At 45.5% G+C, this 26,671-nt stretch carries 25 protein-coding genes and 3 tRNA genes; 18 read left to right on the forward strand and 10 right to left on the reverse strand.

Annotated elements, in window-relative coordinates; all coding sequences use genetic code 11:
* Window positions 1–20: 20 nt before the first annotated feature.
* From IPL85_00750 to IPL85_00760, 3 genes are all read right to left on the reverse strand, one after another.
* Window positions 21–108, reverse strand: a tRNA-Leu gene (locus tag IPL85_00750).
* 170 nt (window positions 109–278) lie between these two features.
* Complete coding sequence (locus tag IPL85_00755; protein ID QQS19979.1) at window positions 279–1,181, reverse strand: TPM domain-containing protein; 903 nt, start codon at window positions 1,179–1,181, stop codon at window positions 279–281.
* 54 nt (window positions 1,182–1,235) lie between these two features.
* A complete protein-coding gene (locus IPL85_00760; GenBank protein ID QQS19980.1) occupies window positions 1,236–1,811 on the reverse strand; it encodes a LemA family protein in 576 nt (191 codons plus the stop codon).
* 243 nt (window positions 1,812–2,054) lie between these two features.
* On the opposite strand from IPL85_00760, the gene IPL85_00765 reads away from it, so the two are divergent.
* Window positions 2,055–3,830 carry a lactate permease LctP family transporter gene (locus tag IPL85_00765; GenBank protein ID QQS19981.1) on the forward strand — a complete coding sequence of 592 codons (1,776 nt, stop codon included), beginning with the start codon at window positions 2,055–2,057 and terminating at the stop codon, window positions 3,828–3,830.
* A 70-nt stretch (window positions 3,831–3,900) separates the two neighbouring features.
* Here IPL85_00765 and IPL85_00770 read toward each other — a convergent pair whose 3' ends face one another.
* Entirely contained in the window at window positions 3,901–4,299 is a 399-nt protein-coding gene (locus tag IPL85_00770) for a hypothetical protein (protein QQS19982.1), read from the reverse strand.
* Window positions 4,300–4,461: 162 nt separating this feature from the next.
* Window positions 4,462–4,535 (reverse strand) — tRNA-Cys (locus tag IPL85_00775).
* Window positions 4,536–4,648: 113 nt separating this feature from the next.
* On the opposite strand from IPL85_00775, the gene IPL85_00780 reads away from it, so the two are divergent.
* Entirely contained in the window at window positions 4,649–5,668 is a 1,020-nt protein-coding gene (locus IPL85_00780) for a DUF4922 domain-containing protein (protein ID QQS19983.1), read from the forward strand.
* A gap of 110 nt (window positions 5,669–5,778) precedes the next feature.
* Here the strand turns inward: IPL85_00780 and IPL85_00785 are convergent, their stop codons facing one another.
* Window positions 5,779–6,393 carry a hypothetical protein gene (locus IPL85_00785; protein QQS19984.1) on the reverse strand — a complete coding sequence of 205 codons (615 nt, stop codon included), beginning with the start codon at window positions 6,391–6,393 and terminating at the stop codon, window positions 5,779–5,781.
* A 147-nt stretch (window positions 6,394–6,540) separates the two neighbouring features.
* Between IPL85_00785 and IPL85_00790 the strand changes: the two genes are divergently transcribed.
* The gene (locus IPL85_00790; GenBank protein ID QQS19985.1) at window positions 6,541–6,711 is read left to right on the forward strand and encodes a hypothetical protein; all 171 of its coding nucleotides are present in this window, start codon (window positions 6,541–6,543) and stop codon (window positions 6,709–6,711) included.
* Here IPL85_00790 and IPL85_00795 read toward each other — a convergent pair.
* Complete coding sequence (locus IPL85_00795) at window positions 6,708–7,229, reverse strand: hypothetical protein (protein ID QQS19986.1); 522 nt, start codon at window positions 7,227–7,229, stop codon at window positions 6,708–6,710. The genes IPL85_00790 and IPL85_00795 overlap by 4 nt on opposite strands.
* A gap of 155 nt (window positions 7,230–7,384) precedes the next feature.
* On the reverse strand, window positions 7,385–9,493 hold the full coding sequence (locus IPL85_00800; protein QQS19987.1) for a DUF4038 domain-containing protein: 2,109 nt from the start codon (window positions 9,491–9,493) through the stop codon (window positions 7,385–7,387).
* A 168-nt stretch (window positions 9,494–9,661) separates the two neighbouring features.
* Between IPL85_00800 and IPL85_00805 the strand changes: the two genes are divergently transcribed.
* Window positions 9,662–9,738: transfer RNA gene (locus IPL85_00805), tRNA-Gly, on the forward strand.
* 619 nt (window positions 9,739–10,357) lie between these two features.
* A complete protein-coding gene (locus IPL85_00810) occupies window positions 10,358–10,714 on the forward strand; it encodes a hypothetical protein (protein ID QQS19988.1) in 357 nt (118 codons plus the stop codon).
* A gap of 177 nt (window positions 10,715–10,891) precedes the next feature.
* Here the strand turns inward: IPL85_00810 and IPL85_00815 are convergent, their stop codons facing one another.
* On the reverse strand, window positions 10,892–11,173 hold the full coding sequence (locus IPL85_00815; GenBank protein QQS19989.1) for a hypothetical protein: 282 nt from the start codon (window positions 11,171–11,173) through the stop codon (window positions 10,892–10,894).
* 105 nt (window positions 11,174–11,278) lie between these two features.
* Between IPL85_00815 and IPL85_00820 the strand changes: the two genes are divergently transcribed.
* Window positions 11,279–15,142, forward strand: coding sequence for a hypothetical protein (locus IPL85_00820; protein QQS19990.1), 3,864 nt, complete (start codon window positions 11,279–11,281; stop codon window positions 15,140–15,142).
* Between the two features lie 9 nt (window positions 15,143–15,151).
* Here the strand turns inward: IPL85_00820 and IPL85_00825 are convergent, their stop codons facing one another.
* On the reverse strand, window positions 15,152–16,219 hold the full coding sequence (locus tag IPL85_00825) for a hypothetical protein (GenBank protein ID QQS19991.1): 1,068 nt from the start codon (window positions 16,217–16,219) through the stop codon (window positions 15,152–15,154).
* Between the two features lie 441 nt (window positions 16,220–16,660).
* On the opposite strand from IPL85_00825, the gene IPL85_00830 reads away from it, so the two are divergent.
* From IPL85_00830 to IPL85_00885, 12 genes are all read left to right on the forward strand, one after another.
* Complete coding sequence (locus tag IPL85_00830; protein QQS19992.1) at window positions 16,661–17,206, forward strand: hypothetical protein; 546 nt, start codon at window positions 16,661–16,663, stop codon at window positions 17,204–17,206.
* Window positions 17,207–17,450: 244 nt separating this feature from the next.
* A complete protein-coding gene (locus IPL85_00835; GenBank protein ID QQS19993.1) occupies window positions 17,451–18,257 on the forward strand; it encodes a hypothetical protein in 807 nt (268 codons plus the stop codon).
* 397 nt (window positions 18,258–18,654) lie between these two features.
* The gene (locus tag IPL85_00840; GenBank protein ID QQS19994.1) at window positions 18,655–19,956 is read left to right on the forward strand and encodes a hypothetical protein; all 1,302 of its coding nucleotides are present in this window, start codon (window positions 18,655–18,657) and stop codon (window positions 19,954–19,956) included.
* Window positions 19,957–20,403: 447 nt separating this feature from the next.
* On the forward strand, window positions 20,404–20,748 hold the full coding sequence (locus IPL85_00845; GenBank protein QQS19995.1) for a DUF1801 domain-containing protein: 345 nt from the start codon (window positions 20,404–20,406) through the stop codon (window positions 20,746–20,748).
* Between the two features lie 242 nt (window positions 20,749–20,990).
* Window positions 20,991–21,632, forward strand: a complete 642-nt coding sequence (locus IPL85_00850) for a DUF4389 domain-containing protein (protein QQS19996.1) — start codon at window positions 20,991–20,993, stop codon at window positions 21,630–21,632.
* A gap of 301 nt (window positions 21,633–21,933) precedes the next feature.
* Complete coding sequence (locus tag IPL85_00855) at window positions 21,934–22,314, forward strand: DUF1428 domain-containing protein (protein QQS19997.1); 381 nt, start codon at window positions 21,934–21,936, stop codon at window positions 22,312–22,314.
* 169 nt (window positions 22,315–22,483) lie between these two features.
* The gene (locus IPL85_00860) at window positions 22,484–22,675 is read left to right on the forward strand and encodes a hypothetical protein (GenBank protein QQS19998.1); all 192 of its coding nucleotides are present in this window, start codon (window positions 22,484–22,486) and stop codon (window positions 22,673–22,675) included.
* 218 nt (window positions 22,676–22,893) lie between these two features.
* Entirely contained in the window at window positions 22,894–23,532 is a 639-nt protein-coding gene (locus IPL85_00865) for a hypothetical protein (GenBank protein ID QQS19999.1), read from the forward strand.
* A gap of 51 nt (window positions 23,533–23,583) precedes the next feature.
* Complete coding sequence (locus tag IPL85_00870; GenBank protein ID QQS20000.1) at window positions 23,584–24,306, forward strand: SDR family NAD(P)-dependent oxidoreductase; 723 nt, start codon at window positions 23,584–23,586, stop codon at window positions 24,304–24,306.
* 36 nt (window positions 24,307–24,342) lie between these two features.
* A complete protein-coding gene (locus tag IPL85_00875; protein ID QQS20001.1) occupies window positions 24,343–25,278 on the forward strand; it encodes a glycerate dehydrogenase in 936 nt (311 codons plus the stop codon).
* A 12-nt stretch (window positions 25,279–25,290) separates the two neighbouring features.
* Window positions 25,291–26,193 (forward strand): EamA family transporter, encoded by a 903-nt coding sequence (locus IPL85_00880; protein QQS20002.1) that lies wholly within the window; start codon window positions 25,291–25,293, stop codon window positions 26,191–26,193.
* On the forward strand, window positions 26,186–26,344 hold the full coding sequence (locus IPL85_00885; protein QQS20003.1) for a hypothetical protein: 159 nt from the start codon (window positions 26,186–26,188) through the stop codon (window positions 26,342–26,344). The genes IPL85_00880 and IPL85_00885 overlap by 8 nt, the downstream gene beginning before the upstream one ends.
* Window positions 26,345–26,671 lie beyond the last annotated feature (327 nt).

Here is a 26,671-nt window from a genome sequence, read left to right on the forward strand (position 1 = left end):
AACAAATAGTCATATTTAAGTGGTGGGCGAGGTGGGACTTGAACCCACAAGGTTGTTGAGACCAGCGGATTTTAAGTCCGCCGCGTATACCAATTCCGCCACTCGCCCGCGTGAATCGACAGCTTCACTCATTTTACCAAATATGTTTCCGGATTCCTTATGAAACATGCTGAGATTCTTAAGAAAAGACAGCAAACTGCGTACGGACTAGGAGGGTCACGCGTTTTACCCTGTAAGTTTACGCCTCTAAACCTCGACATATGTGAGACTAAGGTTGGTTACCAGGAGCCGCCGGAGCCGCCGCCACCGAAACTGCCGCCACTGAAACCACCAAACCCGCCACCTGAACCGCTGCCAAAACCGCCACTTCCCCCAAAGAAGCCGCCGCCGCTACCCCAAAAACCGGTATTGTCGCCGCTGGCGGCTCGCGCTCGATAGTTTTTCGATAGCAGATAATCCAATAAAAGACCGAAGAGTAATCCCAGGCTAAAAACTACAGAAGCCAGAAGTGCAGTCGCAGTGAAAAAGAGGATCACGCCTGGCAAAGCGCCAAACACCCCGCCTGCCCACCAACTCTTACTTCGAGCTAGGAACGATAAGAGGTAGGCCACCACGAAGAATCCAGCATAAACAAAGAACTCGATAGCGCTACTACTCTTAGTGGTCTTTTTGGGCTCGCTGAGTCTTTCACCGCCTATGACACTAATCATGCTTTCGACACCGGCTGTAATACCAGCTGTGTAGTTACCTTTTTTAAATTCAGGGTTCACCTTCTGACTCAAAATCAGGCTTGATTGTAGATCAGTCAGGTACGGTTCCAACCCCCGCCCTACCTGAATGTAATCTTTGTGGTCTTCGACGGCTACAAAGAGCAGTGCGCCGTTGTTGGCTTGGCTGCTACCAATGCCCCAGGCCTGAGCAACCCGGTGGCTGTACTCAAAATTATCCTCACCCTGCAGGCTTTGTATAGTCAGCACCGCGATTTCGTTGCCTGTTTTGGCTTTATAGTCGATGAGTTTCTGACTAAGCTGCGCCTCGGCCGCGTCGTCAATAACCTTTGCTTGGTCCAGGATGGCTGTACGCGACGGCGCGGTCGGCACATCGAGCGCAAAAACCGGGCGCGAAAAACTTATCGTCAATCCTAAGACTGCTGCAGATATGATTATATGTTTTCGTGTCATGGTGAAGTACGCAAGCCAAAGTTGAAACCCTTCGGCGCGTCGCATAAGTCAAATCTAGTTAGTTAAATTGACTTTTGGAGCAGTCTCTGCCCCTGAGTCTGCAGTGTAAAGAGCTTTTTTCTCAAAGCCGAACATACCAGCCAGAATATTCTTCGGGAAACGCTGAATCATTGTGTTGTAGGTGGTTGCAGCGGCACTATAATTATCGCGCTCTACCTTGACACGATTTTCTGTACCCTCAAGCTGAATCATGAGGTTCTGGACTGTTTCAGTACTTCTAAGCTCGGGGTAATTTTCTACCACCACAAGCAAGCGACTCAGCGCACTTTCGTATTGCTGAGAGGCAGCCAGTTTATCTTCAGTTGTTTTGGCACCGCCATACTGTGTCCGAGCGGCGGCGATATCACCAAAAACTTTTTGTTCCTGTGCCTGAGCGCCCTTCACACTTTCGACTAGGTTTGGCACTAGGTCGAATCGGCGCTGGTAAGCGCTAGCGAGCTGGGCAGCCGCCTGATCCACTTTATTACGCTGCGTCACCATACCGTTGTAGCCGCCGACAAACCAGCCGAGCAGGCTCAGCAGCACGACGCCAACAACGCCCAGAGTTATAAGACCCTTTGATAACTTCATTTTGTTTCCTCCATTAGTAATATCAATTATATCACTCTACGGAAGTATTATAAGGCAAATATTTAACCCTTGGGTGCTAGACTGTCGCTCGCTTGCACCTGAAGACGCTAACGGTCGTGTTTACGCCATTACACAATCGTAGCATTGAGTATACTGCGATACTGTTGCGCTGGTCGGTAGGAAAGCTGTGACATAGGAAATTCGTTTGCAACTTATGCTTATGGTGCTATGATGAGCTTCAGTATGTGGGTACAGATCCCCAATCCTTTTGATAACATCGGCTTGTCTGCGCTGGTTGCAGCAGTGCCTATAGTGGCCCTATGCGTTATGCTGCTCAGCCGCAAAGTGGCCGGGTGGCTGGCTAGCATTATTACGCTCGCCCTGGCACTCTGTGTAGCCCTGTTTGCTTTCGGCATGCCGGCAGACTTGGCGGTACTTTCGACAGCCTACGGTGCGCTACAGGGGCTGTTCCCAATTGGTTGGATTGTACTAAATGCTGTGCTTTTATATAACATCTCGGTGCGAACTGGCAGTTTTGCCATTGTGCGCGACACCATAGAGTCCATAACCGTCGACCGGCGGCTTCAGGCGCTGCTGATTGCGTTTTGTTTTGGAGCCTTTTTGGAAGGATCGGCTGGCTTCGGCGCACCCGTTGCAATAACGGCGGGGATGCTTGTTGGTCTAGGCTTTAACGCACTCTATGCTGCCGGTATTTGTCTTATTGCAAATACCGCTCCAGTTGCGTTTGGAGGAATCGGCATTGCAGTCATTACGGCCGGTACGGTTACGGGAATAGACCCAAACCTTATCAGTAAAATGGTCGGTCATCAGCTGCCATTCATTGCCGCTATCATTCCGTTGTGGCTAACCGTGCTCATTTCTGGCTGGAAGGGCGCAAAAGAAATCTGGCCGGCGCTATTAGTCGCAGGTGGCTCGTACGCGCTTACCATGTACGTTGTTGCTTCGTTTGTTGGGCCAATGTTGCCAGACATTCTTTCGGCGGTCGTCTCCATTAGTGCCATGGTACTATTGCTCAAGTTCTGGCAGCCGAAAACTGTCTGGCGGTTTCCAAAGGAACGCACTGAGAAAGCGAGCGTGCACCGCAAAACACACAGCCACTCCACGAGTACCATCATACGTGCCTGGACACCGTTTGTGCTCTTGGTAGTATTTGTCGGCAACTGGGGTAGCACCGGCATAAAAGCTCTGCTTGACCACACCAGCCTGAAGATGCCTTTTGGCGCACTCAATGAAGCAATTGTTGTTGGCGATAAAACAAAAGAAGTCGTTTACAATTTTGGCTGGCTTTCGGCAGCCGGCACCGCCATACTACTGGCGGCAATTCTTTCTGCGATATTACTACGCATGCCGTGGCGCGCGTTTTGGGAAACCGTTAGACACACACTAAACGAGCTGGCTAAGCCACTGCTCACCATTGCCGCCGTGGTTGGGTTTGCCTATCTTGCAAATTTCTCCGGCATATCGGCGGCGCTTGGCAAGGCACTTACAGTAACCGGACATTGGTTCCCGCTCATTGCACCGCTACTCGGTTGGCTGGGTGTGTTTATAACAGGTAGCGACACATCATCGAACGCACTATTTGGCGGCATACAACAACAAACTGCACGTACACTCGGTATTGATCCAACTTTGACGGTTGCTGCCAACACAAGCGGCGGCGTCACTGCGAAAATGATTTCACCACAAAGCATTGCGGTTGCGACGGGTGCGACGGGACTGACTGGCCAGGAGGGTACGCTTTTTCGTTTTACCATTTTGCATAGCCTTGCGCTCGTAAGCATCATTGGCATCATGACCTATGTGCAAGCCTACTACGTGCCGTGGATGATACCGCAAGCCCACGGTGCCGCCGTAACAAGCAGTAGCAACGGACTTGGTTCAGGCGAGCTGACGTTAATTGTTATTTCAGTTGTAATGATTGTAGCCACCGCCGTAATCGCTCTGCGGCGCCGTCTTCCCGCACCGAAAAACCTAGCCGATTCCGCAGTAACAGAGTAAAACCTTTCTCTGTTATTTGACCATCCTAGGTGAAATTAGCTCTTAAACGTTAGGATTTTATCAGGCAAAGTTACAAAATTTGCACGAGCTTTTTAGGACTAGCGATCACTTTATCTATGAGTGCGTCACGGCATGGGTCGCCCGTTTTTGGCTCAAGCGCAAATATGGGTTTGCCAAGCGCACTAGCATAGGCCATTTCCATCGTCACGCTCGCCCCAACATAATCATCTTTATTAAACACATAGCAAACTTCGGCCTTCCTAATCCAATCAAAATGCTCAAGCGTCAGGCCTTTGAAAACTTTGCTGGTAATAAACTCTGAGTGGAACGTGTCGGTTTCTGCCACTATATTATTTCCGCTCGGAAAACTTGGTTCAAAAACGAGCACACCAAACTTTTCCAGCTCTGCACAAAACGCCGCAATTTCCTCGCGGTATTTCTTACTGCCACAGACAACAACAGATTTCATACGTTTATTACCCCTAGATGCATCATACAGTCCACCCTGCATAAATCCAAAATAGCATGTTCTACAGTATGAGATAGCGCACATCATATGACAGAATGCGCAGGAGCTTAAACCAGACTTACATAAGAAGGCTCGTAGCCGAGCCCGTTTTCTAAAAAAAAATGGAGGCACCTACGGGTAACGCTCCCGTCTACACGGTTTTGCAGACCGTTGCCTAACTTCTCGGCCAAGGCGCCAACAGAAGATAGTATATACCGACCACTGTATCTGACCAAATGACTAAACGCGGCTGTGATTTGACAATTGAGAGTATAATACGCTTAGTATTTCACTCAACAGAATAATAATCATGCCGGAAATTGCGCAACCAGCCTCATTGACGGATCTTATGGGCACAGGCTACGAAGATCGACTGTTCGATGCGCCCGAACCTCTTCGTCAAAACGCCAACCTCCCGGGCGGCATGGGTCCTATTATCACAATGCTACTAGAACAGCAGCGAGCTGCCTGGAAAGATCTAAGTATAAATTTTGCGGGGCTAGAGAAATTGAAACAGAGCCAGATGCGCCTAGCAGAAACGAGCGTGGTTATACAGCTCAATGAAAGGCGGGCTGGACGCGGAAAACCAACATGCTTTCTTGACGCACAAAGTCTGCCTGCAGAGCAAAAAGGAGTGTCATTAGCGGGCTTATTTGTGGCTTTTAACCCCTACGCTGTTCTTCTTCAGCATACCACTGGCATATTCCCACAGCATACTGACCAGTCGCTGGACAAACTGCTTGCCGCTTCTCTGAGGCTTGCAGTAGGCCTCGGCCAACCATCGGCAGTTTTTTATAATGGACCGCTGGCTGGCGCTTCAGCCCCACATCATGCACACATTCAGGCCGTACGCCACCCTCAGTTCCCCATTGAGGCTAGCCTAGCGAGATTCGACAAAACTTCGGAGCAAAAAGCAGGGCAGTCAATATTGTACCTGCCGGAAAACTTAGGACGCACCGTTTTAGCTATAGATAGCCCTAATATATCCAGTGCAGAAGATGCTGTGCGAAAGGTAATCGAGCGTTTACCCATGACGCCAGAAGACGGATACAACGAGCCTCGTGTCAACCTCATGGTGCGGGCATTGGGTACGGGAACCCTGCGTGTTTTTATAGCGCCCCGAGAGGCAAGAGTAGTTACTCTGAAAAATGGATCCAAGCTTCGACCAGCTACACTTGAAACTATTGGGGGTTTACTGGTTGTTACGACCGAAGATGATTTTTTTCATCTGGGCAATGACCCAGATGAAGTGGCGCGAGTCTTCAGGGAAACATCGTGCAGCCTTGAAAAAACACGAGACTGTCTCCACGACCTGCCTCTTGCCGCTTAAGCCAGTGTCGCAAGGTTCTGCTAGCACCTCATTTTACTCGTAAACTTTGGTACTTTAGTCGTAGGAACATCTCCAATTAACTTAGTCGGTTTACACTCTTAACCTGAGTCTCAAAGCCCCCACATAAGCTGGTAGGCCGGCAGTACTCTGACATAGTGGAGGGCGTAGCCCTGCACACTCCTCGGGAACGAAGTCTCGAGGAGCAGGTGTTCTTTCAGGTAGTCAAAGGTACATTCTGTCTTGGTACGTTTGTGTAACAGGAGTAGCTGCCACTGCTGCAGTAGTTTTTTGTTTTGTTTCGGGTGGGGCGGTGCCAGTATGTAGGCCTGGTGTTCACGCCACATTTTTCGACGCATAACGCTTGCATTGTAGGTACCGTCCCCTACGGCAATAGCTGTTGCGTCATTGACGAGGTGTTGTGCATCTTTAACGAGCAGTTGGTCAAACATGAACAGCATACCAGGCAGTGCCTGGTGGCACTTCCGGACGAATGACTTGTAACTGGGCAGGTGGAACCGACGGTGGTAATACGTCTGAGCCCAGTTGTAGATACCTTTCATAGTGCGCTGAGGAGCGACGAAGCTCGAGAACAACAGCAAGGCAACGGTTTCATTCGAGTGGAGTATCACTGGTCTACCACCATGCGGGCTAGCGCCCGCTCGCGGCAAGAAGCTGTCTGCCACAGTTACTAAGTTTGTTATATGATGTGAACGTAAAACACGCATACTTTTTCTCCTTGTTTGTTTGAAAGTGAACAGAAGAAATTGTAGCGTGTTTTTCGTTAGCTAGGGGAGGTTTTGAGACTCAGGTGGCTGTAATTTGACAATTGAGAGTATAAAACGCTTAGTACTTCACTCAACAGAATAATAATCATGCCGGAAATTGCGCAACCAGCCTCATTGACGGATCTTATGGGCACAGGCTACGAAGATCGACTGTTTATTTCATCGGCAACAGTAGCCACAGCCACAGAGACAGCAACGCTCGCATTAGTATTCGGCGGACTAGGACTCTTTGCTTGGTTACAAAAAATCTATGGCTAAAAAATAACGGTATAAAGTACCGCTACACCGACAGATATTGCCATCATTCCTAGTACAAGTAGCGTCAATTTGCCCCAGTGGGCCATTGAAAATGGATCATGTGGGCTAGACAACAGATTGTTTTCTTTGCTATTACCTGCACTGTCGGTACTTAAAAAGTGATACAAACCTTTCCTGAATATGCTTGGGTGAGGTGGTACGTTCACGTATGCAAAAACTTCTGACCCCGTGCTTTCGATTTGCGATTTTGCTAATGTAGCGTCCCTATCCAGCATCAGACCAGTTATTGTGATACGTGCATTTTCTTTGGGTAAAGGGCTCAACAGCACAAACCCTGAGAGATATTTTGTTTTGACCAAGTACATATCATTGACCCTATGTGCTTCTATGACATGGATATTTTTCTCATCCCAAATGTAAAAATAATCAGAGAATTTGTTCTCTAGCTGCGACAGTGCAGTTTCGATATCTTGTGAGGTTGGGTTATCTGTTGTTTTGTTTTTGTGTATAAGCTTCATAGGCGTATTGTAACAGTGACTAACGTAATGTGTAAAAGCAGGGCGGGACTTATGCGGTGCTGCTCGGGAACGACTGAAGTCTATTCACTCGGCCAAGCTTCGATATCGTAAGCTGCTCCCGCAGCAATTTACGACCTTATTACTAATCGTGTTTATTAGTAGGGAGATACGCCAGGCGTACCGTAGTTTTTGCTCGTATCATCGAGCACAAGACACCAGTCACCAGATGAAGGAGGCGTAAAGGTCACGAGACCACCGAGGGTAAATACTCCAGCGTCATTCGACACACCGGTACGTGGGTTATACCACCAGACGTGCGCGTTGGTGCTCGATAGCTTGGAAGTATTGACCGTGACGGCGGTGTTAGTGGTGTTATAGACAAATATATATGAGCCGTCACTCCCGCGACAAGCTTGTTTGCGCGTCCAGTCGTTTGAATAGTTGCTGCCCTGAGTCGAAGTGATGATACTCTGGTCTGGCACGCGAGACAAAATCGGTCTCGACTCGAGTAGTTTGCGCAGATACTGCATCTGGGCGCCGGCCGGCCGCTGCGTGAGTGCTTGTTGCCATGTACACAGATAGTTTGTGCTCGTACTCGTAACAAACGGCCATACCGAATGATGCCCGTAGGTAAAGCCAAACGCACCAGCAAACACAGCCGTCCAGTTGGCGCTGCGAGCATGCGTGTCGTTAAAAAACCCACTGCCCGCATTCCAGCACCTCGGATGATCTTCGTAGGTTGATTCGCCATCTACCGTTGGTTTGGCTGGCGACAGGCCATAGTCATACGACATCAGGTCATATGATCGCGGGCGCGGTGGCGTGTCACAGTGCGTGCTCTCTGACGCGTTGAAATCAAGCCACGGCTCAGAGTGGTATCCGCCCGATGACGAACCATTTGTGTCATACCCTGGGATTGTCGCGCCTGAGTGAAATGTCATCAGCGTCTTGCTATAGTCACCGGGTGTACCGGCGACGGCTGTCACTATCGCCTGCGCCATTGGGTTCCATATCGCCGTTTCATAAAACCCGCAGTCGCCACCCATGACCCAGATAATTTTTTTGGTTTTATAGCGATTGCCAAAGTACGTCCCCACCTGTGCAGAGTTGCCCGTCGTAAGTTTGTGTGGATTAGTTTCGCACGCATACATCACCGACCAGACCGCAAACATCGCACAGTACATGCCGCGTTGTTCGATCTGATCCACGACCCAGTCAACATGCTGCATGTAGTTTTCGTTGAAATTCGGGAAATCGCCGTTAAACATCGGATCGCCATTGCGGTTGGTCTGGTTGTAACCGTTGACGTAGAAAAACGGCGACATCTGGATCACGTTGTAGCCCTGGGCAAGTCTTGTGTCGAGATAATACTGCGTCTCAGCCTGGGTCAGTCGACAGCACAGTGACCATGCCGTGTCGGCCTGCCACATAAACGGCGCGCCGTTAGCATCGACCAGAAAATGCCCGTCATTGCTTACCCGAATCGGCCAGACAGAACCCGGCTGTTCGACCAGTGATCCACCAGTCGTGCGCACACTTGCGGACACCGTTGAGGTCGTACCTCCCGCCTGAAAATTGCCCGTCAGGCTATAAGAGTAGTTCGTACCCGCAGTCAGGCCTGAGTCATTGTAGCTCGTCGCACCTGCCGCAGGTGTCGCGATAGTCGAGCCATTGCGTGTCAATGTATAGTTTGCAAGCGTGGAGCCGCTATAGCCCCATGTCAACGTCAGCGTCGTGTCAGACGTCGCCACACCGCTAAAGCTGATGATTGTACCTGTCGGAACAGTGCCGACAAGCACACCATACGCTTCGGCTTCCCAGATAGAGTTGCCGTACCCGGCATTCCAGCGGTCTGTCCCGGTGATCCGCAAATACCGGCCCTGGGCAGCCGCGCTAAAGCTGGTGTGCGTGATCGTCTGCGACTGTGTGTTGTTGGTAACACCCGTCGCTATGGTGCTCCACACCGTACCGTTGGTCGAGATATCGATACGATAATTTCTGATAGTATCGGCCGCCCATACGATCGTCACACGGCTGAGGTTATAGATGCCCGCCATGTCGACCGTCGCGTTGACGGGGCTTGTCGGCTGAGAGATCCAGCGTGTGTTCATCTGTCCATCAGTTATATGTGACGGCGGGTTACCCGGCTCAGTTGTCGAATCAGGCACATCAGAGCTGAAAATTTTGCCCGTCAATATGTTGACGTTCGCATTTATCAATCTGCCTGCACTTGCCCGATGGTTACGACGACGAGGACTAGTCATAGTATCAGTATACTGTTTTTGCTTGTGATGGGTAGACTGGCTTTGTGAATATTTTTCATATGACTTGACCGGAACCACATTCCACCACCTGCCTCCTGCCGCTTAAGCCAGTGTCGCATAAGACAGTTGCAAGTTACCTATCGAAACGCTATAATTCTCACCTGTTACGCGGGTGTAGCTCAGTTGTTTAGAGCGCGTCCTTGCCAAGGACGAGGCCAGGAGTTAGAGTCCCCTCACCCGCACCAAATATCTGAATTATGAGCCGAAAGGCTCTTTTTCTTTGCCTCAACAATGGTTTTAAAGGGGTCGTTTAGTATATAAGACAGCTTTTTGTCCTTTAGTTCAATGTTTGAAAGTACGTATTCTAGCAATTTCTGTCTTAGCCCCTCATCGCTCTCTTTAAACAGCTGGTCAGCCCGTTGAGCCAAGTCTAACAGGTAAGAAGCGGTTACTTGGAACTGCTTATTGTCGTTTGTTAGCAACTTTAGGCGGTCATTCAATTCCTGCTGTTTCTTTTCTAGCTCAGTTGCAATTTCATCGTGGAATGTCTGTGTAATTCACCCGACCCGAAGCCGGTCGACCCTGGGAGACCGGTTGTCGTGACAGCGCATGAGCATCTGCGCTAGTCGACAAGGAGAGTCCCCTCACCCGCACCATACGCAATTTTGAGCCCGTTTAGGGCTCTTTTTTATCTGTTAAAATCGGGTTTTAACATCTCTAATTCCTAGCAAATGGAGACGAGACAGAAAAGCTAGAATGTAGGGCTATTAACAGAGAAGTCACTTGCAATATGGACAGGTTTTAACTCTTCAATTTATTGACATAAGTAATCATTAGTGCTATAATTAAAAGATAGGAGATATTATGACTTTAGATAAAGTTCACATTGTAGGTATGTCCGAAAATGGTAGCACCTACTTAACTGTTGACGAATTTGAAGGTAAGGCAGTTAAGCCGCCCATTCAAGTAGTGCTTGAAGGTAAAGACGCTACTAGCGTTGCTGTTACCCAAGACGCTCTCGCTGCTCGTTATGATGATGAAGAACTGTGTCAAATAGGTGAAGGTAGCTGGGTACTTGGACTCCAAAGAGTAATCGGCGAGATTGCTACTAATGGCAATCTAGAGTATGGCGCTACAAAGCCCTTGCATCCCAATCTCATTGATGCAGAAGTTGTAGCTTACGCAAAACTCCCTGCTTCCGTGTGTGAACTTACGGCCTAGTTGTTTAGTAATTTTCTAAGAAGTAACGTTTTACTTTCATAGCTAATAGCGCACCACTAAAATAACCGTATTCGTGGGTACGGATTGAACCAGAAGACAATAGCCCGAATGCTCAATGCTCACATGCGCATCTAGGGTCAGGGTTGTTGTATCAGCTAAAGAACGAGCAATTTTGAGCTACTTCCTAAAATCTAATAAATCCTCGGAGTCATTCCTTACTATTTTCTTTTTACGTGGGATCAACTTTGTGAAATAGGCGTAGGTTGATACTAGTACCTTCACGAATATTGCGAGTAGACAATAGATTGCAAGAAGGCCTAAGGCCGTGTTTGCGGTATCAATCCATGGTCCTTTAAAATTTTCTGTAATTATTGACCCGGCTAGGCCTATGGCAAAAACTGCAATAATCAAAACCCACCATGGAAGTAAGTTATACCAAGTAAGGCGATTATTTATCATGATAATATTATACCTCTCAATTATTCTTGTACAATAATTCTTTTACTTAAGTCGTTGCGACGAAAGTTCTGATGTATAATTCGAGCAGAAACACCTTATCAATTTATGGCAAAAATACCAATAACCATTAGTCAGCTAGCTAAATACGGACTTGATTATGTAAGTCTCATTTCAAGCAGTGCCTCAAGAAGTCGTCCAATTAAGACTGAACAGATGGACGCTGGGCTAGTATCTGCCCCAGACCTAATCTTCAAAGGAGAGACAGACAGTTTAACTATCAGCTTGGTTACATCGCTCGATAGACAGTTTGACCCAAATACGCTCGGTGAGGAAAAGAGCGACGAGCAACTACAGGCAGAACGTCGAGTTGAGCGTGATAGGGCGATATTTAATAGGTTCCAAGAAATCGACACGAAGATTAAGACCGACGAGTACACGAAAAGGGTTGTATTTCAGACGGGCTTTATCTCATTTGAAGCAAAGCGTCTCAAGGAAAATGAGTTCAGCGATGATTATGAAAGTTATGAAGCACCATTATTGCAGATTCCTGTAGCTGCAATAAACTTTAAATATACCAGTGACGGTGCAAATGTAATCATTGACTTGCCTGATAGCTATTTGGAAGTACTAACTGGCCCTCTTAAGAACTACTTGCCCCAGCAATATTTTGATAATGTCTTTAAATTTGTTGCCGATTCAGAAGCCGAAGGAAAGACAAGCCTTCCAGTGGAAGATGATTTTATTGAAGATTTGTGGTCAGCAATCAGGGTGCAATTAGACCGAGTTGATGCCAAGGCGATATCAGAAAGCCCTGGTTTTGATACGAGTATAGTTGCCATTACAAACAAGACGAATCATTTCTTAGCCGAAGACTTAAGGGCCATTGCAACCCTAGAGGATGAAGACTTGCTAGAAACATCACTCGGTAGCTGGGTTTCAGACGAGGATATGGCAATTGAGCAAACCGTATCGGATGACGGCAGTACTGAGATATTCTTTCCTTTTGATTATGACAAGTACCAGCTCAAGGTGCTTGGGATAACTGCCAATAAGGCTGTTATCGTTGAGGGTCCTCCTGGTACTGGTAAATCTCAGACTATCTCGAACTTGCTAGTTCATTTAGCGGCTACTGGAAAAAGAGTATTGTTCGCTAGTCAAAAAGACCAAGCCATACGTGGCGTGAAGGATAAACTAAAAACTCTTGATGTGCCCTTTTTATTTGGTTATATTCCAGACAAGACTTCGAAGTTGTATACAGCAGATGATGAGAAAGACAGTGCCGCCAATACTCTCATAGCGTTGAACCGAGAATTTCAAAAAGGCAAAGTCGGAGACCTAAAAGAACCACTGGGCTTGCTTGTCGACCGTTCGAAGAATTTTGTAGAAAATATGAACATCGAACGTTCTCTTTATGCCCTGCACGAAGAGCGAAGAAGCCTTGGCTACTTAGATGCTTTCTATGATTATGGAATCAACTTAGAGTTTTATGGACAGTGTTTGGAATTTGAGAAAAACATTAGTGAGCTTAGTTCTAAAATTAAACAGTTTGAAGAGGCTCATAGTAAGTTTATAAAAATAGCCGACACTAAATTCAAGGACCTTAAAATAGACTATCAAGGTACGATTCCCTCTACTGAGAGTATCTGCACATACTTCAAAGTAAATATGCCTGAGCGTTCTGGTTGGCTCGGCGGTAAGGTTAACGACATTAAGCTCCGAAGTGCGCTCAAGGAACACTGTCGTGACATATTCCAAGAAATTTACGTAGAGTTTGAAAAGATATTATTCTCTGACAATACGAAGTCGGCTAAATTAAATATGCTAGATGGCGTAAAGGCATACTTCACATACTCCCTTGATAAAGAGACTCTATCCTATGTCTGCTCAGAGCTAGACAAACTCCTAGAGAGCAAAGATATGCCAGAGACAGTGTTGGCAAGCTTCAAAAAAGTTGTGAGTGAGCACGGTGGCGATAGCGAAGTATTTAAAGACCTTGATAGGTATAATGCAATCTCTGCTCAGATAGAAGAGGCGTCTCTTTATTCGGCCAACGAACTTAATCGTGAGATTAAGGATATTCGTAAGTTTTATAGGAAGAATGTCACAAACTATGTACGCAACCGAATATTGACAAGGGTTGGCGAGGCGAACAACAGCAAGGAACTTAGAGCTACGTTAGCCCAAGTTGCCAGAAGCCTAACCAAGAGCAAGAAAGCCAATAAGACATTTGATAGGTTGAAGCATAACGAGGACAACTTTAGTGCTATGTCAAAAGTAGTACCTATCTGGATGATGAGTCTGGATGACGTAAGCCGTATTGTGCCTCTAGAAATGAACGCTTTCGATTACGTTATTATCGACGAGGCTTCACAGTGTAACTTTGCATATGCGTTCCCAGCTATGTACCGTGCGGAACATACTATATTCTTTGGCGATACGTTGCAGATGCGTGACGACAACATTATGTTCAAGTCAAATGACCAGCTTAGTGCTATAGCCAAAAAACATAAGATACCTGACGTATATCAGATTAAAGCCGAAGAAGACACTGTTAAGTCTGTGATGGACATAGCAAGCCTAAATGGTTTCAAGACTACCACTCTCAAATACCACTACCGTTCGCCTAAAGAGCTGATTGGTTTTTCTAATACAGCGTTTTACGAGCCGATTGGTCGCAAGCTAGAGGCTGTTAATGATAATGTCGTCCCGTATAAAGACACTGGACGGGTCTTGCTTAACCATTTAGTTACTCCAAGTGATGACGAAGAAATAGGAAGCAAAACTAACCTTGCTGAGATACGAAGAATTCAGGAACTGGTTGAAGAGATTAAGATCGACCCCGTTATTAAGGACAAGTCTATAGCTATATTGACATTCTTCAACGAGCAGGCGGAAGAGATACGTAATGTCATCAAAGATGAAGATATTAAAGTTGCAATTATTGACGGTATACAGGGAGATGAACGAGACATTGTAATTTACTCGTTTGTCATTAAAGACCCTAGTGATAAACGTCGGTATGTAAGCCGTACGGGCGAAGGCGGCGAAATAAACAAAGATATAGCTGCTGGACGAGTTAACGTGGCCTTTAGTCGTGCTCGGCTTCAGGTACACTGTGTAACCTCTCTTCCAACAGAGCTGTGGCCTGACGGTATTTGGATTAAAAAGTATCTAGAGTATGTAGATAAAAATGGGGTACTATCCCGTCGACACAGTAAGTCTGAGCAACGTTTCGATTCTAATTTCGAAGAGCAGGTATTTAATTACCTATCTAGGGAATTGGGAGCAGATGAGTACACTGTGGAAACTCAAGCAGAATCTCTTGGCTTCAAGATCGACCTAGTAGTTCATCATAAGGGCAAGAAGCTTGCAATTGAGTGTGATGGACCAACGCACTTCGAAGGCGGAGACGGTCAAGTTTATGTGCAGAACGATTGGGAGCGTCAAGGTGCGTTAGAGGTCGCTGGATGGACCTTCTACCGCATATCATATTTCGACTGGGTTGATGACCAAGCAGAGGAAGAAAAGGCTCTACTAGAGCATATAAAGCATTTCTTTGGCGAAGGACACTCTACAAGTAAGACGACTGTAGTTAAAGAACTTGAAAAAGAGACAGTCGCTCCTGAAGATGCTCCTAAAGACACTTACATAACAGACTTTTCTGATGAGCGTGTAGATAACGTAAGTCCAGTTAACGCTACACCAGCACCGACTGTTAATAAGGCTAAGACTTCAACCAAGAAAGAGTTTAGCGTTGGCGACCGAGGTGTTAATCAAGACGATTTTAGTAGGTATCTTCAGCCTCGTGCAAATGGGGTTATTAGAATGAGATATCAAAGCGCTCGTGCTGGGAGTGCTGCTTACTGGCGTGATATCAAGTTGGTTAAATATGATGATACTTACCTATACGCTGAGGGCAACGACTACCCAATAAAATACCGTCGTGACCGTGTCATAGAGTTTAACTAGAATTTTACGTTAACTCTCTTGCAATTCTCTCAGTCTAGTAATCACGTAAAGCGATATTTCAATTGTCATATTTTTGGCAATTCGAGCATCTTCACGTCTAGATTTAATTCTGTGCGTACCATCATTGGACAGAAAGTGTCGATGAGACATGAGTAAGTCGGCCATATCCGTAGACAGAAGTCTTTTTTCTTTAAAGAACTTTGCTGCCTTCTCTGCATCCTTGCCGTCAATTTTTGTTGCTGGGTCTATAGACTTAGCAACTTGTTCGTAAAATCTTTCAGTGAAAGCACGTATTGCAGACATACAGTCTCTGTACTTCATAGGTGTATTAGCTTGCTCCACTAAATCAGATATGTGTCGCAAGGATTCGCTCAGGTCCAAAGGAAAGCCAATACTTTCGATTTGTTCGACAACTCGTGCCTCGTCGGCATTCAACTCTGGGTTAAAGGCGGTGTCAATCTGACGAGCAAAATCACGAGTTAGCATTTCGTTAGTAGTAATGTAGAGCCTTCTTAAGGCCTTAGTAACATCTGTGTACAGACTACTGTATTCGTCAGCATCTTGACCTAACTTAGACCTGCTTTGCATATAGTCGTCTGCGTAGTCCAGTAACCTTTCCGTGATATCAGAACCAAAAATATCTGGACGATGTCTTAGTGCCTGAATAATGCAAAGGATGCTTTTTACGCAGGCACCATTATTGTTATATCCCACAAGGGTTTTGCATATATGGTCTAAGAGAATACCTGTGTTGCCCGTGTGCACAAAATACAATGTAACAGCGTCAACTATACCGTCCGAGCCATTATTTTCTATGTACGACAGTAATAGTTGCTCAAATTCTTTTAACTCTCTGGCTGAAAGCTGCTGGGAAAGTTTTATTAACAATCCAGAGTGTTGATTGTTGAGCTGCCAGTCCTCTGGATTGTCGTCAATAAGACCTTTTATAGTACTGTCATCCAGTGGATAGCGTCCAGCATCTTCGGTAAGTGTATAGTTACTGACTTTGTTATCGCTGGCCTTTATGGCAGCGTTAGTCAGCAGCAGCTTAATCTTTTTTTTCAGTTTGTCGTCCATTGTTAACATCTTAGCACTTGCGTGTATGTAAAAGAACTGATTGTGTTTATTGTCAAACAATATCCCCAACAAGCCTCTCCCAACAATCCTACCACTGTTAGTCGTTGGTCATTGTTGGGCTATTCTCAAAACATAGCTTTTTTATTTGTTGAGACATTTTTAGGTAGTTAGTGCGTTTACAACTACTCCTAGAAGTCTATGAGCTACGGGTACGGGGGTATATCAAGGCGTGTAAGTCTAGCTCGGCACAACCATACTCTTGTATTGGTTGTACGGTACGGCAAGTATATCTCTCCATCTTTGTATCTCTAACCTCAGTTGTGTGTAGTTATCCAAGCTAATTTGGTGTAAAAGTTTTTGGTCCTGCTGCACCATAGAAAATGTCGTTACCACGTCTATACAAAATTGACATAAGTTGTCGTAAGGTATATAATAATACTTATGGCTGATACTTTTAGTGAAAGAATCGAAGCGTTACGTATTCAAAAGCGAGACGATTCGCGTGCACGCGCCCAAAAGCAAGTAAGTGCAGCAGCTATACAACTAGCAGAAAATGCACGTGTTGCTGAAGAGTCCAAGAAACTTATTGCAGACCTGCTAACTTTCCTAACGGCACGTGATGTGCCTACCGCACGCTTCGTTAGAACTGATTCAGAGCAAGTAATACTACATAGTAGAAATATTCTAAAACCATGGAACCCCCCCACATATGGTACGCGTGCGACTGAAAGAGATGTTGCGCGGGGGTGGTATATCTCAGACGTAGACGGCGAGCCAGGCGAGTGGGATGTATCGTATCATCCATCCACACCCTATGGGCTTGATACCTTCGGACGCTTATATAGACTCAATGGAATTGCACCTGATAGATACATAGGTGATAAATATGCAGTTATGGAAGAAATACTAGATCCTGAAATGCAAGTTCGAATTTTAAATGGCGAAGCAACTATAAACCGTTTAGAGGAACTCAGTAGAGGCAATTAAAAACTGGCCACATAGCTAAAGAATCATCACCAAGGGTGGAAAACTCTACGTAATCTACGCAGTTAGGTCGCCTGATAAATTAAATATCTCAACAAGATTATTTAGCTTTTGGTCATCAACTTTCTGTGTTGCGGATGTTTGTAATACGTCAACTATGGTGCACCAATTAGACCCAAACGATTTTGAAACAGTATAGTTTCTAACATTTGAGCCTTTTGAAGGCTCTTTTTGTTATGATTGGTTTATGAAAAACGCTTCAAGCGGCGACATCCTTAGCTATAACCAATATGCAGAGATTGAGAAACAAGGCTTTACTACACCTTATATTGTAGAATTACAGCGTGAGGGTCAAAATCTGCTTTTCTATGGCTCAGAGCATACGAATAATCCTGAGCACCCTCAGTTCCAAGATGTTGAAGAGCGATGGAAAGCATTTGTCGCAAATTCAGAAAAACCAATCGCACTTGTTGAGGGTCGTTTTGATGAAGTGTCTCAAGATGAGTCAAAAGATAGGACAAAATCTATTGTGGAAGGCGGCGAGGCACAGTTCGTAGTCCATCTTGCCCGTAAAGACGGAGTGGAAGTAGCTTCGCCAGAACCTGATAGAATCTGGGAAGCAAACGAACTTGCAAAAGAGTTTGGTAGAGACAATGTTGTTTTCTACTACTTTGTAAGACAAGTTGGCTGGTGGAATAGGTTTACCGAAAAACCGGATGTTCAGGCAGAAGCAAACAAAATGCTTGGGCTAATGGAAAAAACCTACAATTGGCATGACGTTGATTTTAGCATTGAGCGAATGGCTGCTATCCACGAGGAGCTATTCGGTAAGCCATTGTCGTGGGATGATACGCAATGGGTCTATGAGATAACGACACCAACACCTCAAGATTATGTTACAAACGAGTTAGCTCGCAGGTCAGGCGAGCTTAGAGACGAGTATATACTTGAGCAGATTATGAAATACTGGAAAGAGAGTAAAAGCTTGTTTATAGTCTTTGGTTCAGCACACGCTATAAGGCTTGAACCTGCACTTCGTAATCTAGCCGCCTAGCTATCTAACAAACCGCCCGACAAGTTAAATACTTCAACTAGGTGCTTCAGCTTATAATCATTCACGACATCGATGGCTGATGTTTGAAATGCGTCAACTATCCTGCACCAAATGAGGACTTTCGGACACTTCGGTGTCCTTTTTCTTTGGCGTTAATCCGTAAAGTTAGCTCTTAAGAAATACAAACTTTCCCCTAACTTATTGTACGAAGCAACGAGGCTAGTTTATCCAGGCGTAGCGCTTGGTTACATGCCCGAACAAATCATTTAATGACTAGTAGAACTATAAATAACCCACCCAAGAGGCTGCTTGGTAAAAGCATAAACATATTTAAATTGTCAAAAAGCAAGTGCTATAATGTAGTGACATAACCGCTGGGCGGAAACGAGGAGGGTACATGTTCAAACGACTAGTAACTTTAAGCGGAGCGGCAGTGTCAGTAGCGGCACTGTTCGTAGCTTCGGCCGGCGCTATGCCGACTAACACGACGAAGATTATTACGGCGAATGATCTGGATAACACATCATCAAATCCGGCTGTTGTAGCGACAGACGGCTTGAACAAGTGGTTCATGTATAACGATACTACTGATACGATCGACAATACGCTTGGTAGTTTCGTGTATGGGCCTGCAACGCCGCCTCACGGAAACGGTAGCGTAGCATTCACTCTCGGGGCAAGCCCGCTGGATCGTAAGAATATCGCTACCTACCAATTTGGCGGACAAGCATTGTCAACGCTCACGAAGTTGTCTTACACCGCCTACTCTCACAGTGGTGTTGCTGGCACTAACGAATCGCCATACCTGAATTTCAACGTTGATTTCACCGGCACTAGTACTACGTGGCAGAAGCGATTGGTTTATGTACCAAGCGCCAACATGGTTTCCGTGCCGCAAGACACTTGGAATACCTATGACGCTATTAGTAGTGGTAACGCATTATGGAACTGGTCGGGTTTTGCCGCTAATGGCAATAAATGGCCTGACGGCAATATAAACCAAAATCGAACCTGGAGCGACATTTTGACGGCATTTCCGAGCGCCCGAGTCTTACCTGGTGACTCCTGGCTTGGCGTTCGCGTGGGTGAACCTGGTCCTACGGGCTACACCGGCAACGTCGACTCATTCACGCTCGGCACTGCCAATAAAGTGACAACCTATGATTTCGAACCTACTAACTTACCTAACAATGAAAAAGACTGCCGTAATAATGGATGGAAAGCCTTCAACGCGCCAACATTCAGCAGCAAGAAAGCTTGTGAAAACTGGGTTGACGCTGCTGCTCACGGCAACATACGTATGAGTGGCCCCAGCCAGAAAATAAAGTTTAATGTCGCGAACACAAAAGACAATGATCGTGATCACCATGATCGTGATGAACGCGGCCGTAAGAACACCGTAGAGTACTGGAACTTCGATTACCCGGGCGGCCTGCACTACAAGGCTGCGATCACGTGCCAGAATGTCAACCCGTTGACTAACGATGCACGTTTCATGTTCCAGATCCCTGCTGGCCACCCAGGCCTCAGTGACCTGTATATAGTGGTCTATGTCAAGGATGGCGGTAAGCACCAGCCTGCTCAGTATGGGCACGCTGCAACAGCTGACAAAAATACAGCTCAGCAGTGGTGTGAAACCGGCGTTGGCTTTGCGCCAGCCATGTACACGGTTACCAAGGGCCACGTAGAAGTAAACTAGCACAAAACGTTCTAGATTGGCCGAAGATGGTGACTTCATTAAACGGAGTCACCATTTTCATTGTGAGAGTCGTTGTGTTTTTGTGCTCCATGAAAAGAGTCTTGCCCGATTGGGCAGGGCTTTATTCTTGGTGCAGGGCTAGTAGGGACTCTAACGGCTTTGCCAGTGGCAAAGCCCGACCCGAAGCCGGTCGACCTTGGGAGACCGGTTGTCGTGACAGCGCATGAGCATCTGCGCTCGTCGACAAGGAGAGTCCCCCCACCCGCACCAAATGAGGACTTTCGGACACTTCGGTGTCCTTTTTCTTTGCCATGCGAAGTCATATCTCATCACTTCTTTTAATATCTGCCACTGGTTTTCTTTATGACAAATAATAATTCTCTTCAGGACCTTCTCGCGACACTGGATGATATCACATTAAAAGATAGCAAAATACTTCTTGAGATAATGCAGCGTATAAGCGCTGCCGAACCTAAAATATGGAATGAACATACTATAGGTTTTGGTACATATCACTACAAATACGACAGCGGGCGCGAAGGCGACAGTCAAATTCTTAGTTTTTACCCAAGAAAGGGTAGGATTACCGTTTACCTGATGGACGGTACGGCACGCTATTCCGTGCTACTGGATAAGCTGGGCGGTCACAGTCCTACTGGTTACTGCATCGTGATTAAACGACTTAGTGATATAGAATTACCTGTACTTGAGGAGATTTTGCAGCAGTCTTATGAGTACATCAAGTCAATGTCACAGAAGGGACCTATCAACAGAATATTATGGAAAAATTAAAAATGAACATCGTGGAAGGTAATTAGTAAATAATCTTTTCACAATTCTCCATTCCATTTTGGATCAGGACACCCATATTGGGCGCCGATAAACGACCGCCCTCAGTCAGCCATTCAAAAAGTTTAAGTAAATTCTCTGTAAAGGTGCGCCAAACAGGGATAGCGGGACGCTTATTTGCCCTGTTATTTTATTATTAGCAGTGATTCAATATATAATGTGAAAATAACTAAGGAGTATCCGCTATGGCAACAAAAAAAGATAAGTATCCGGCCACTTTTGATATAGATTATCCGAAAAAACTTGACCGTCTGAGTACTTTTTTTCGTATCGTATGGAGTATCCCTGCGATAATCATCATTAGCATGCTGACAGCATCTGGTAGCGAGCGGCTCATGAACGAAGCGGGCCAGGAAGTTTCTACGGGCGGTGGTGGCATTGCGGCTGGACTGTTTTGTGCTACTGCCCTGATGATTCTTTTCCGCCAGCGTTATCCACGATGGTGGTTTGATTTTGCGCTCGAACTAAACAGATATTCATCTAGAGTCGGTGCTTACATTCTCCTGCTAACTGATCGTTACCCTTCCACCGTTGAAAAGCAATCAGTCCAGTTGGACATAGAGTACCCAAATGTTGAGCGAGATCTTAATCGTTGGTTGCCATTGGTAAAGTGGTTGCTAGCTATACCTCATTATTTTGTATTGTTCATTCTTGTAATTGCTGCCTCAGTAGCGACTGTCATTGGCTGGTTTAGCATACTCTTTACCGGTCAATACCCCAGGAGTTTATTTAACTTTGTGGTTGGGGTGGGCAGATGGGGTGTTCGAGTCACTGCTTATGCGTTTTTGCTAACAACCGATGAATATCCACCGTTTAGGCTTCGATAACATCCGCTGAACCAGTAGATTGTCTGATAACCCAAAGATTTGATCAATATGTTGTAACTTCTTATAGCTATGTTCTATGTCGTCGATTATATCTAGGGGGTGACAGTAGGCTAAAAAGCCGACCACTCACCAGACATTCAAAAAGTTTATAACTCTGCACCAATAGGACTGTCAGTTATTAAGCCTATTTTTGGGAAGAATTTTACAGACAAAAACCTGGGCAAAGGATAGAGTATAAAGAGCTTCAGGTGTTAAACCTATTAAGAGCACGTAACTTTAACGAAAAAAAGGGGTAAATGAAATGGCTAAATACATTGATGGATTTGTACTTGTAATACCTAAAGGCAAAGAAGCCGAATACCAGAAAATGGCAGAAGAAGGGCGTGATTCATGGATGAAGCATGGTGCACTTCAGTACTTTGAGTGCAGAGGCGAAGATCTTAAGCAGCAGGAAATGGGTGACCTAAAATCACGAGCTTTTCAGGAGATGGCTGGCGCTAACGGGGATGATAATGTCTGGTTTTCATTCATTGTTTTCGAATCAAAAGAGCACCGCGACGAAGTAAACAAAAAAGTTATGGACGAAATGAGCGAATTGTATAAGGATAAAACTGATTTTGAAATGCCGAACGATATGAAAAAAATGGCATACGGCGGATTTGAAGTGGTAGTTGAAGGTTAAAGGGCTTTTTTATTAGTCTGACTCTAGAGTCTTACCGCTGTCCAAAAGCAAAGGTAAAAATTGCCGGTGGCAGTTAGTTATCCACATTTCGTTAAGTGATGGTATATACTAGACAGGCGGTATAATAAAACAAGTTACGCATTAACAATCAATTTAAGAGGAGGCCGACATGGTTACAGGATACTGCGTTAAATGTAAGGAAAAAGGCGTTGAATTGTCAGCACCAGAGATTGTCAAAACTAAAACAGGTGGTTTCATGGCCAAGGGCAAGCATGAAAAATGCGGAACTACAGTTTGCGCAATGATGTCTAAGGAAAATGCCGAAAAAGCAGTAGAAGCCGGCGCAAAAAAAGCCTACTAGACCTCAAGGCACGAAAATCTAATCAGTAACCGTATGCTGCCACACTATGAAAAACCAGTCCTTGTGGCTGGTTTTTTCACGGTCTATCTTGAACCCCTAGCTCCTGGCCGAATAAAATATTTATCACCAGGAGTAGCTCTTGCCCACATGGCTGGTCATTATTACAGTTACTCTGACCGACACCGTCCTTGCTGTCCGTTTTTGATATAGTTAAGTTTATGAAAGAAACTCTAGGCATACTAGCCGTTATCGTTGGCTTCATCGGATATATCCCTTATTTCCGCACAATTTTTAGTGGAAAGACTAAGCCTCATGCATTCAGTTGGCTGGTGTGGGGGACTCTAACGGGTATTGCGTTTGTTAGCCAAGTTGCTGGCAATGGTGGGGCTGGGGCCTGGGTAACTGGCTTCACCGCGCTGATTAGCTTTACAATATTTGGCCTTGCTCTGTTTAAGGGTGTTAAAGATTTTCCTCTTACTGACTGGCTGTGCCTCGCCGGAAGTATAATTGCTATTGCGTTGTGGGCACTCACTAAGAATCCATTGATAGCAGTCGTGTTGATCACGATAATTGATTTCGTGGCATTCCTTCCTACAATTCGTAAGTCCTATTCTGAGCCGAACTCTGAACCTATATTCACCTACTCGCTGAGCGGCCTCAAGTTCTTGATTGGGATCATAGCGCTCACTGAGCTGTCATGGCTAACAGTGTTATATCCCGCCTCATTAGTTATGGCTAACGGAGGATTTGTGGTGATGTTGCTTATACGAAGAAATAAACTGGCTCAGGAGCAGTCATCTCTTGCGTTGAGTCCCCTCACCCGCTCCAAAGTGACACAACAGAGGACACATCGCTAAGGCGTGGCGTTTTTGACATAACCTTATAATTTCATCTGTTATTATACATTCATGAAAGATAAAATTATCGTAATTACTGGTGCAAGCGAAGGCCTGGGCAAAGCTGCTGCGGCTAAACTAGCCCAAGAGGGTGCAAAATTAGTTTTAGTTGCACGCAACGAGGAAAAGCTTAAGCAAGTGAGTGAACAGATGGGCGAAAATACTCGATATTACGTGTGTGATGTGGGTGTCCCCGCCCAAGTTAGGGAAGTAGCAAGCAAGATATTAGACGAGTACGAGTCAATAGATATCCTTATTAACTGTGCTGGTATATGGACAGACGAAGAGCTGGAGAAGAACGATGCTGATCGACGCAAGAGAGTTCTCGAAGTAAACACACTCGGAACAATTGAGTTCATAAAAGCCTTTGAGCCATCACTAAGAGCCAACAACAAAGGCCATGTCTTGAATGTGATATCTACCTCAGGAAACTTTGATACAAGCTCTGGCGACAATACGTTGTGGCAAACTTACGGCGCAAGTAAATGGGCACTGTCTGGGTTTACTCGCGCATTTAAAGATTCTCTTGAGGGAACCAGGGTTAAAGTTACCGGCTTCTACCCTGGTGGCTTTGATAGTAACTTGTATGAAAATGCGAATGTTCCAGACGCACACAACCAACCGTGGATGATGAAAACTGATGATGTGGCAGACGCGCTGATATTTTGTCTGACTCGACCAGACGATATGCTCGTTGAAAAGCTCATTGTTACGAAGTTCGGTGCCGATAGTTAGATACAAGTACGTTTTAACCTCTGTTATGATATAGGTATGAAAATAGTTCTTCCTGACAAAATCAATATCTCTAGTGATTACAAAAATATGATTAGAGAACTGGGAGCAGAGGTCTTTGAGGACTTACCTGATAACAACGAGCTTAAGAAGCGAATTGCTGATGCTGAAATTATCACAGCTAGTTATGTAGATATTACACCTGATGTAATTGACGCTGCACCAAATCTCAGATATATTGTTGTGCCTGCTGTTGGGTTTGAATGGGTTGATACTAAATACGCTGCGTCTAAGGGTATAACAACGCTTAATTGCCCAACTTTTAATAGTCAGGCTGTTGCCGAACACGCAATGACATTACTCATGGCTGCAAATCGCAATCTGATAGTAGGCATAGACGAGCTACGAGCTGGCAAGTGGAGTCCCCAAACTTTGATTGGCTACGAACTTGATAGCAAAAAACTAGGTTTGATTGGCTACGGAAATGTCGGTACAAGAATAGAAAAAATCTCAATTGGACTCGGTATGAGCGTCAGTTATACAAACTCAAAATCAACATCTGACGAGGTAGATGAACTGCTTAGTAGCTCTGACTTTATTATTATCTGCGCCCCGTTAAATGACGGCACAAGAAACTTAGTTGATGACCGCCGATTAAAGCTTCTGAAACAAACTGCAATACTAGTCAATGTTGGACGTGGTGCAGTTATTGACCAAAATGCACTAATTGAACTACTAAAAAATAAAATGATACGAGGTGCGGGGCTAGATGTATTTGACGGCGAGCCGCTAACAGGGGTACCTAGCGATGAGATAGTTGAGCTGGCAAGGCTACCGAATGTCGTAACTACCCCACATATTGCCTATAACACAGAAGAAATTAACGACAAACAAGGTGCAGAAATACTGTTAAACCTGCAATCGTGCATAGCTGGTGAGCCAGTCAATGTTGTTATGCAGGGCAGTGCAAAGTGAGTGGAATGAATAATGGCTAATAAGAGGCCCCTTTCAGCACCAGTCGGCGCAAGCCTCATTGTTTTGTCGTCGTTTTTCTATGCCAGTTACGGTATTTGGACAAAGCTAATGGGCGACTTCTTTCAAGGCTACACAGCTTCGGCTCTGCGAAGTGTGTTGGTACTTCTTATCCTATTACCTATTGCCCTTTTCTATCGGCACTTACAGCCACTAAAGCTAAAGCAAAATTGGCGGTACATAGCTGGAATGCTCATTGCTTCATTGTTTACTTGGGGACCGTTATACTACGCAATCTTACATGCAGGAGTCGGTATAAGTCTGGCTATTGTGTATGCAAGCATTGTTATTGGTTCATTCTTTTTTGGCTGGCTATTTGGTCGGGAACGGTTTACGAAAGATAAAGCTATATCTGCTGGATTAGGCGTAATTGGACTGGGGCTAATCTTTTCCCCAAGCACAGGCAGTTTAGGCTGGCTAGCACTACTAGGAGCTTTGGTTAGCGGTCTATCTGCTGGTGCAAACGCTGTTTTTTCTAAGCAGATACGGTACAACGCTACTCAATCAACTATTGTTCTATGGGTTACGTCAGTAATAGCAAACTTTGTTATGGCTTTTGCGCTTCAAGAACATTATCCAGAAGTTGGCTGGTATGCTCCCTGGCTGTGGCTTGTTTTCTTTGCAGTTGCTTCGGTTATTGCGTCTTGGTCACTTGTAAAGGGAGTAAAGCTCATAGATGCTGGCGCAGCAGGTGTTTTAGGATTATTAGAAATTGTGTTTGGCGTAATCTTCGGAGTTATATTCTTTCACGAACGACCAGCAGCAATAGCATTGCTTGGAATGGCTGTAATAATTGGTGCGGCTTCCATACCGTACTTTAAAGACTATAACGCTAAGCGTGGGACATTAGATGAGTAAAGTTCAGAAGGAAGAAACGGTTAGTCCAAAAGTGCAAACACCTGAAACTGAAACAGGGAGAGGTATTGTTGAGCCAGGTAGGCAATTTGTAGCAGACTTTTATAATCAATTGGCAGAGGCAACGAGTCCGTATGTCGAGGGTGCAAGTTAGCATAGTCTATATTACCTAAGCAGGAACACAAGTGCTTATTTGTACTGTACAATTTTACAATTTCTAAGGGGTAACGTTTTACTTTCGTAGCTGGAGTTACTAAATTGGCGACAGCGGGGTAAGAGTAGGGTTCTCCTAACCCGCACCATGAAAAGTCCACTCCTTGTGGCTGGTTTTTTCATATACATGCCCATATTCTAGAATGAAAGTGTCGCAGAGACTGGGGCTTAAGACCTCCCGCATAATAAGCCCGCAGTCCAGACCGTGCTCTTGTTGCCTCACACTGAGTCACAGCTTCCTCAGCGTAACCACAGTTACGCGTCGTCT

It is taken from the genome of Candidatus Saccharibacteria bacterium (assembly GCA_016699955.1).
Taxonomy (GTDB): domain Bacteria; phylum Patescibacteriota; class Saccharimonadia; order Saccharimonadales; family UBA4665; genus JAGXIT01.

Bases quoted from the DNA above. Each gene is read 5' to 3' on its own strand.
- IPL85_00865 (QQS19999.1), top strand. From the start codon at position 22,894: ATGAAAGAAACTCTAGGCATACTAGCCGTTATCGTTGGCTTCATCGGA.
- IPL85_00795 (QQS19986.1), bottom strand. From the start codon at position 7,229: ATGAAGCTTATACACAAAAACAAAACAACAGATAACCCAACCTCACAA.
- IPL85_00885 (QQS20003.1), top strand. From the start codon at position 26,186: ATGAGTAAAGTTCAGAAGGAAGAAACGGTTAGTCCAAAAGTGCAAACA.
- IPL85_00815 (QQS19989.1), bottom strand. From the start codon at position 11,173: ATGATAAATAATCGCCTTACTTGGTATAACTTACTTCCATGGTGGGTT.
- IPL85_00860 (QQS19998.1), top strand. From the start codon at position 22,484: ATGGTTACAGGATACTGCGTTAAATGTAAGGAAAAAGGCGTTGAATTG.
- IPL85_00770 (QQS19982.1), bottom strand. From the start codon at position 4,299: ATGAAATCTGTTGTTGTCTGTGGCAGTAAGAAATACCGCGAGGAAATT.
- IPL85_00785 (QQS19984.1), bottom strand. From the start codon at position 6,393: ATGCGTGTTTTACGTTCACATCATATAACAAACTTAGTAACTGTGGCA.
- IPL85_00830 (QQS19992.1), top strand. From the start codon at position 16,661: ATGGCTGATACTTTTAGTGAAAGAATCGAAGCGTTACGTATTCAAAAG.
- IPL85_00800 (QQS19987.1), bottom strand. From the start codon at position 9,493: ATGACTAGTCCTCGTCGTCGTAACCATCGGGCAAGTGCAGGCAGATTG.
- IPL85_00835 (QQS19993.1), top strand. From the start codon at position 17,451: ATGAAAAACGCTTCAAGCGGCGACATCCTTAGCTATAACCAATATGCA.
- IPL85_00850 (QQS19996.1), top strand. From the start codon at position 20,991: ATGGCAACAAAAAAAGATAAGTATCCGGCCACTTTTGATATAGATTAT.
- IPL85_00765 (QQS19981.1), top strand. From the start codon at position 2,055: ATGTGGGTACAGATCCCCAATCCTTTTGATAACATCGGCTTGTCTGCG.
- IPL85_00875 (QQS20001.1), top strand. From the start codon at position 24,343: ATGAAAATAGTTCTTCCTGACAAAATCAATATCTCTAGTGATTACAAA.
- IPL85_00780 (QQS19983.1), top strand. From the start codon at position 4,649: ATGCCGGAAATTGCGCAACCAGCCTCATTGACGGATCTTATGGGCACA.
- IPL85_00880 (QQS20002.1), top strand. From the start codon at position 25,291: ATGGCTAATAAGAGGCCCCTTTCAGCACCAGTCGGCGCAAGCCTCATT.
- IPL85_00760 (QQS19980.1), bottom strand. From the start codon at position 1,811: ATGAAGTTATCAAAGGGTCTTATAACTCTGGGCGTTGTTGGCGTCGTG.
- IPL85_00810 (QQS19988.1), top strand. From the start codon at position 10,358: ATGACTTTAGATAAAGTTCACATTGTAGGTATGTCCGAAAATGGTAGC.
- IPL85_00840 (QQS19994.1), top strand. From the start codon at position 18,655: ATGTTCAAACGACTAGTAACTTTAAGCGGAGCGGCAGTGTCAGTAGCG.
- IPL85_00825 (QQS19991.1), bottom strand. From the start codon at position 16,219: ATGGACGACAAACTGAAAAAAAAGATTAAGCTGCTGCTGACTAACGCT.
- IPL85_00755 (QQS19979.1), bottom strand. From the start codon at position 1,181: ATGACACGAAAACATATAATCATATCTGCAGCAGTCTTAGGATTGACG.
- IPL85_00855 (QQS19997.1), top strand. From the start codon at position 21,934: ATGGCTAAATACATTGATGGATTTGTACTTGTAATACCTAAAGGCAAA.
- IPL85_00845 (QQS19995.1), top strand. From the start codon at position 20,404: ATGCAGCGTATAAGCGCTGCCGAACCTAAAATATGGAATGAACATACT.
- IPL85_00870 (QQS20000.1), top strand. From the start codon at position 23,584: ATGAAAGATAAAATTATCGTAATTACTGGTGCAAGCGAAGGCCTGGGC.
- IPL85_00790 (QQS19985.1), top strand. From the start codon at position 6,541: ATGCCGGAAATTGCGCAACCAGCCTCATTGACGGATCTTATGGGCACA.
- IPL85_00820 (QQS19990.1), top strand. From the start codon at position 11,279: ATGGCAAAAATACCAATAACCATTAGTCAGCTAGCTAAATACGGACTT.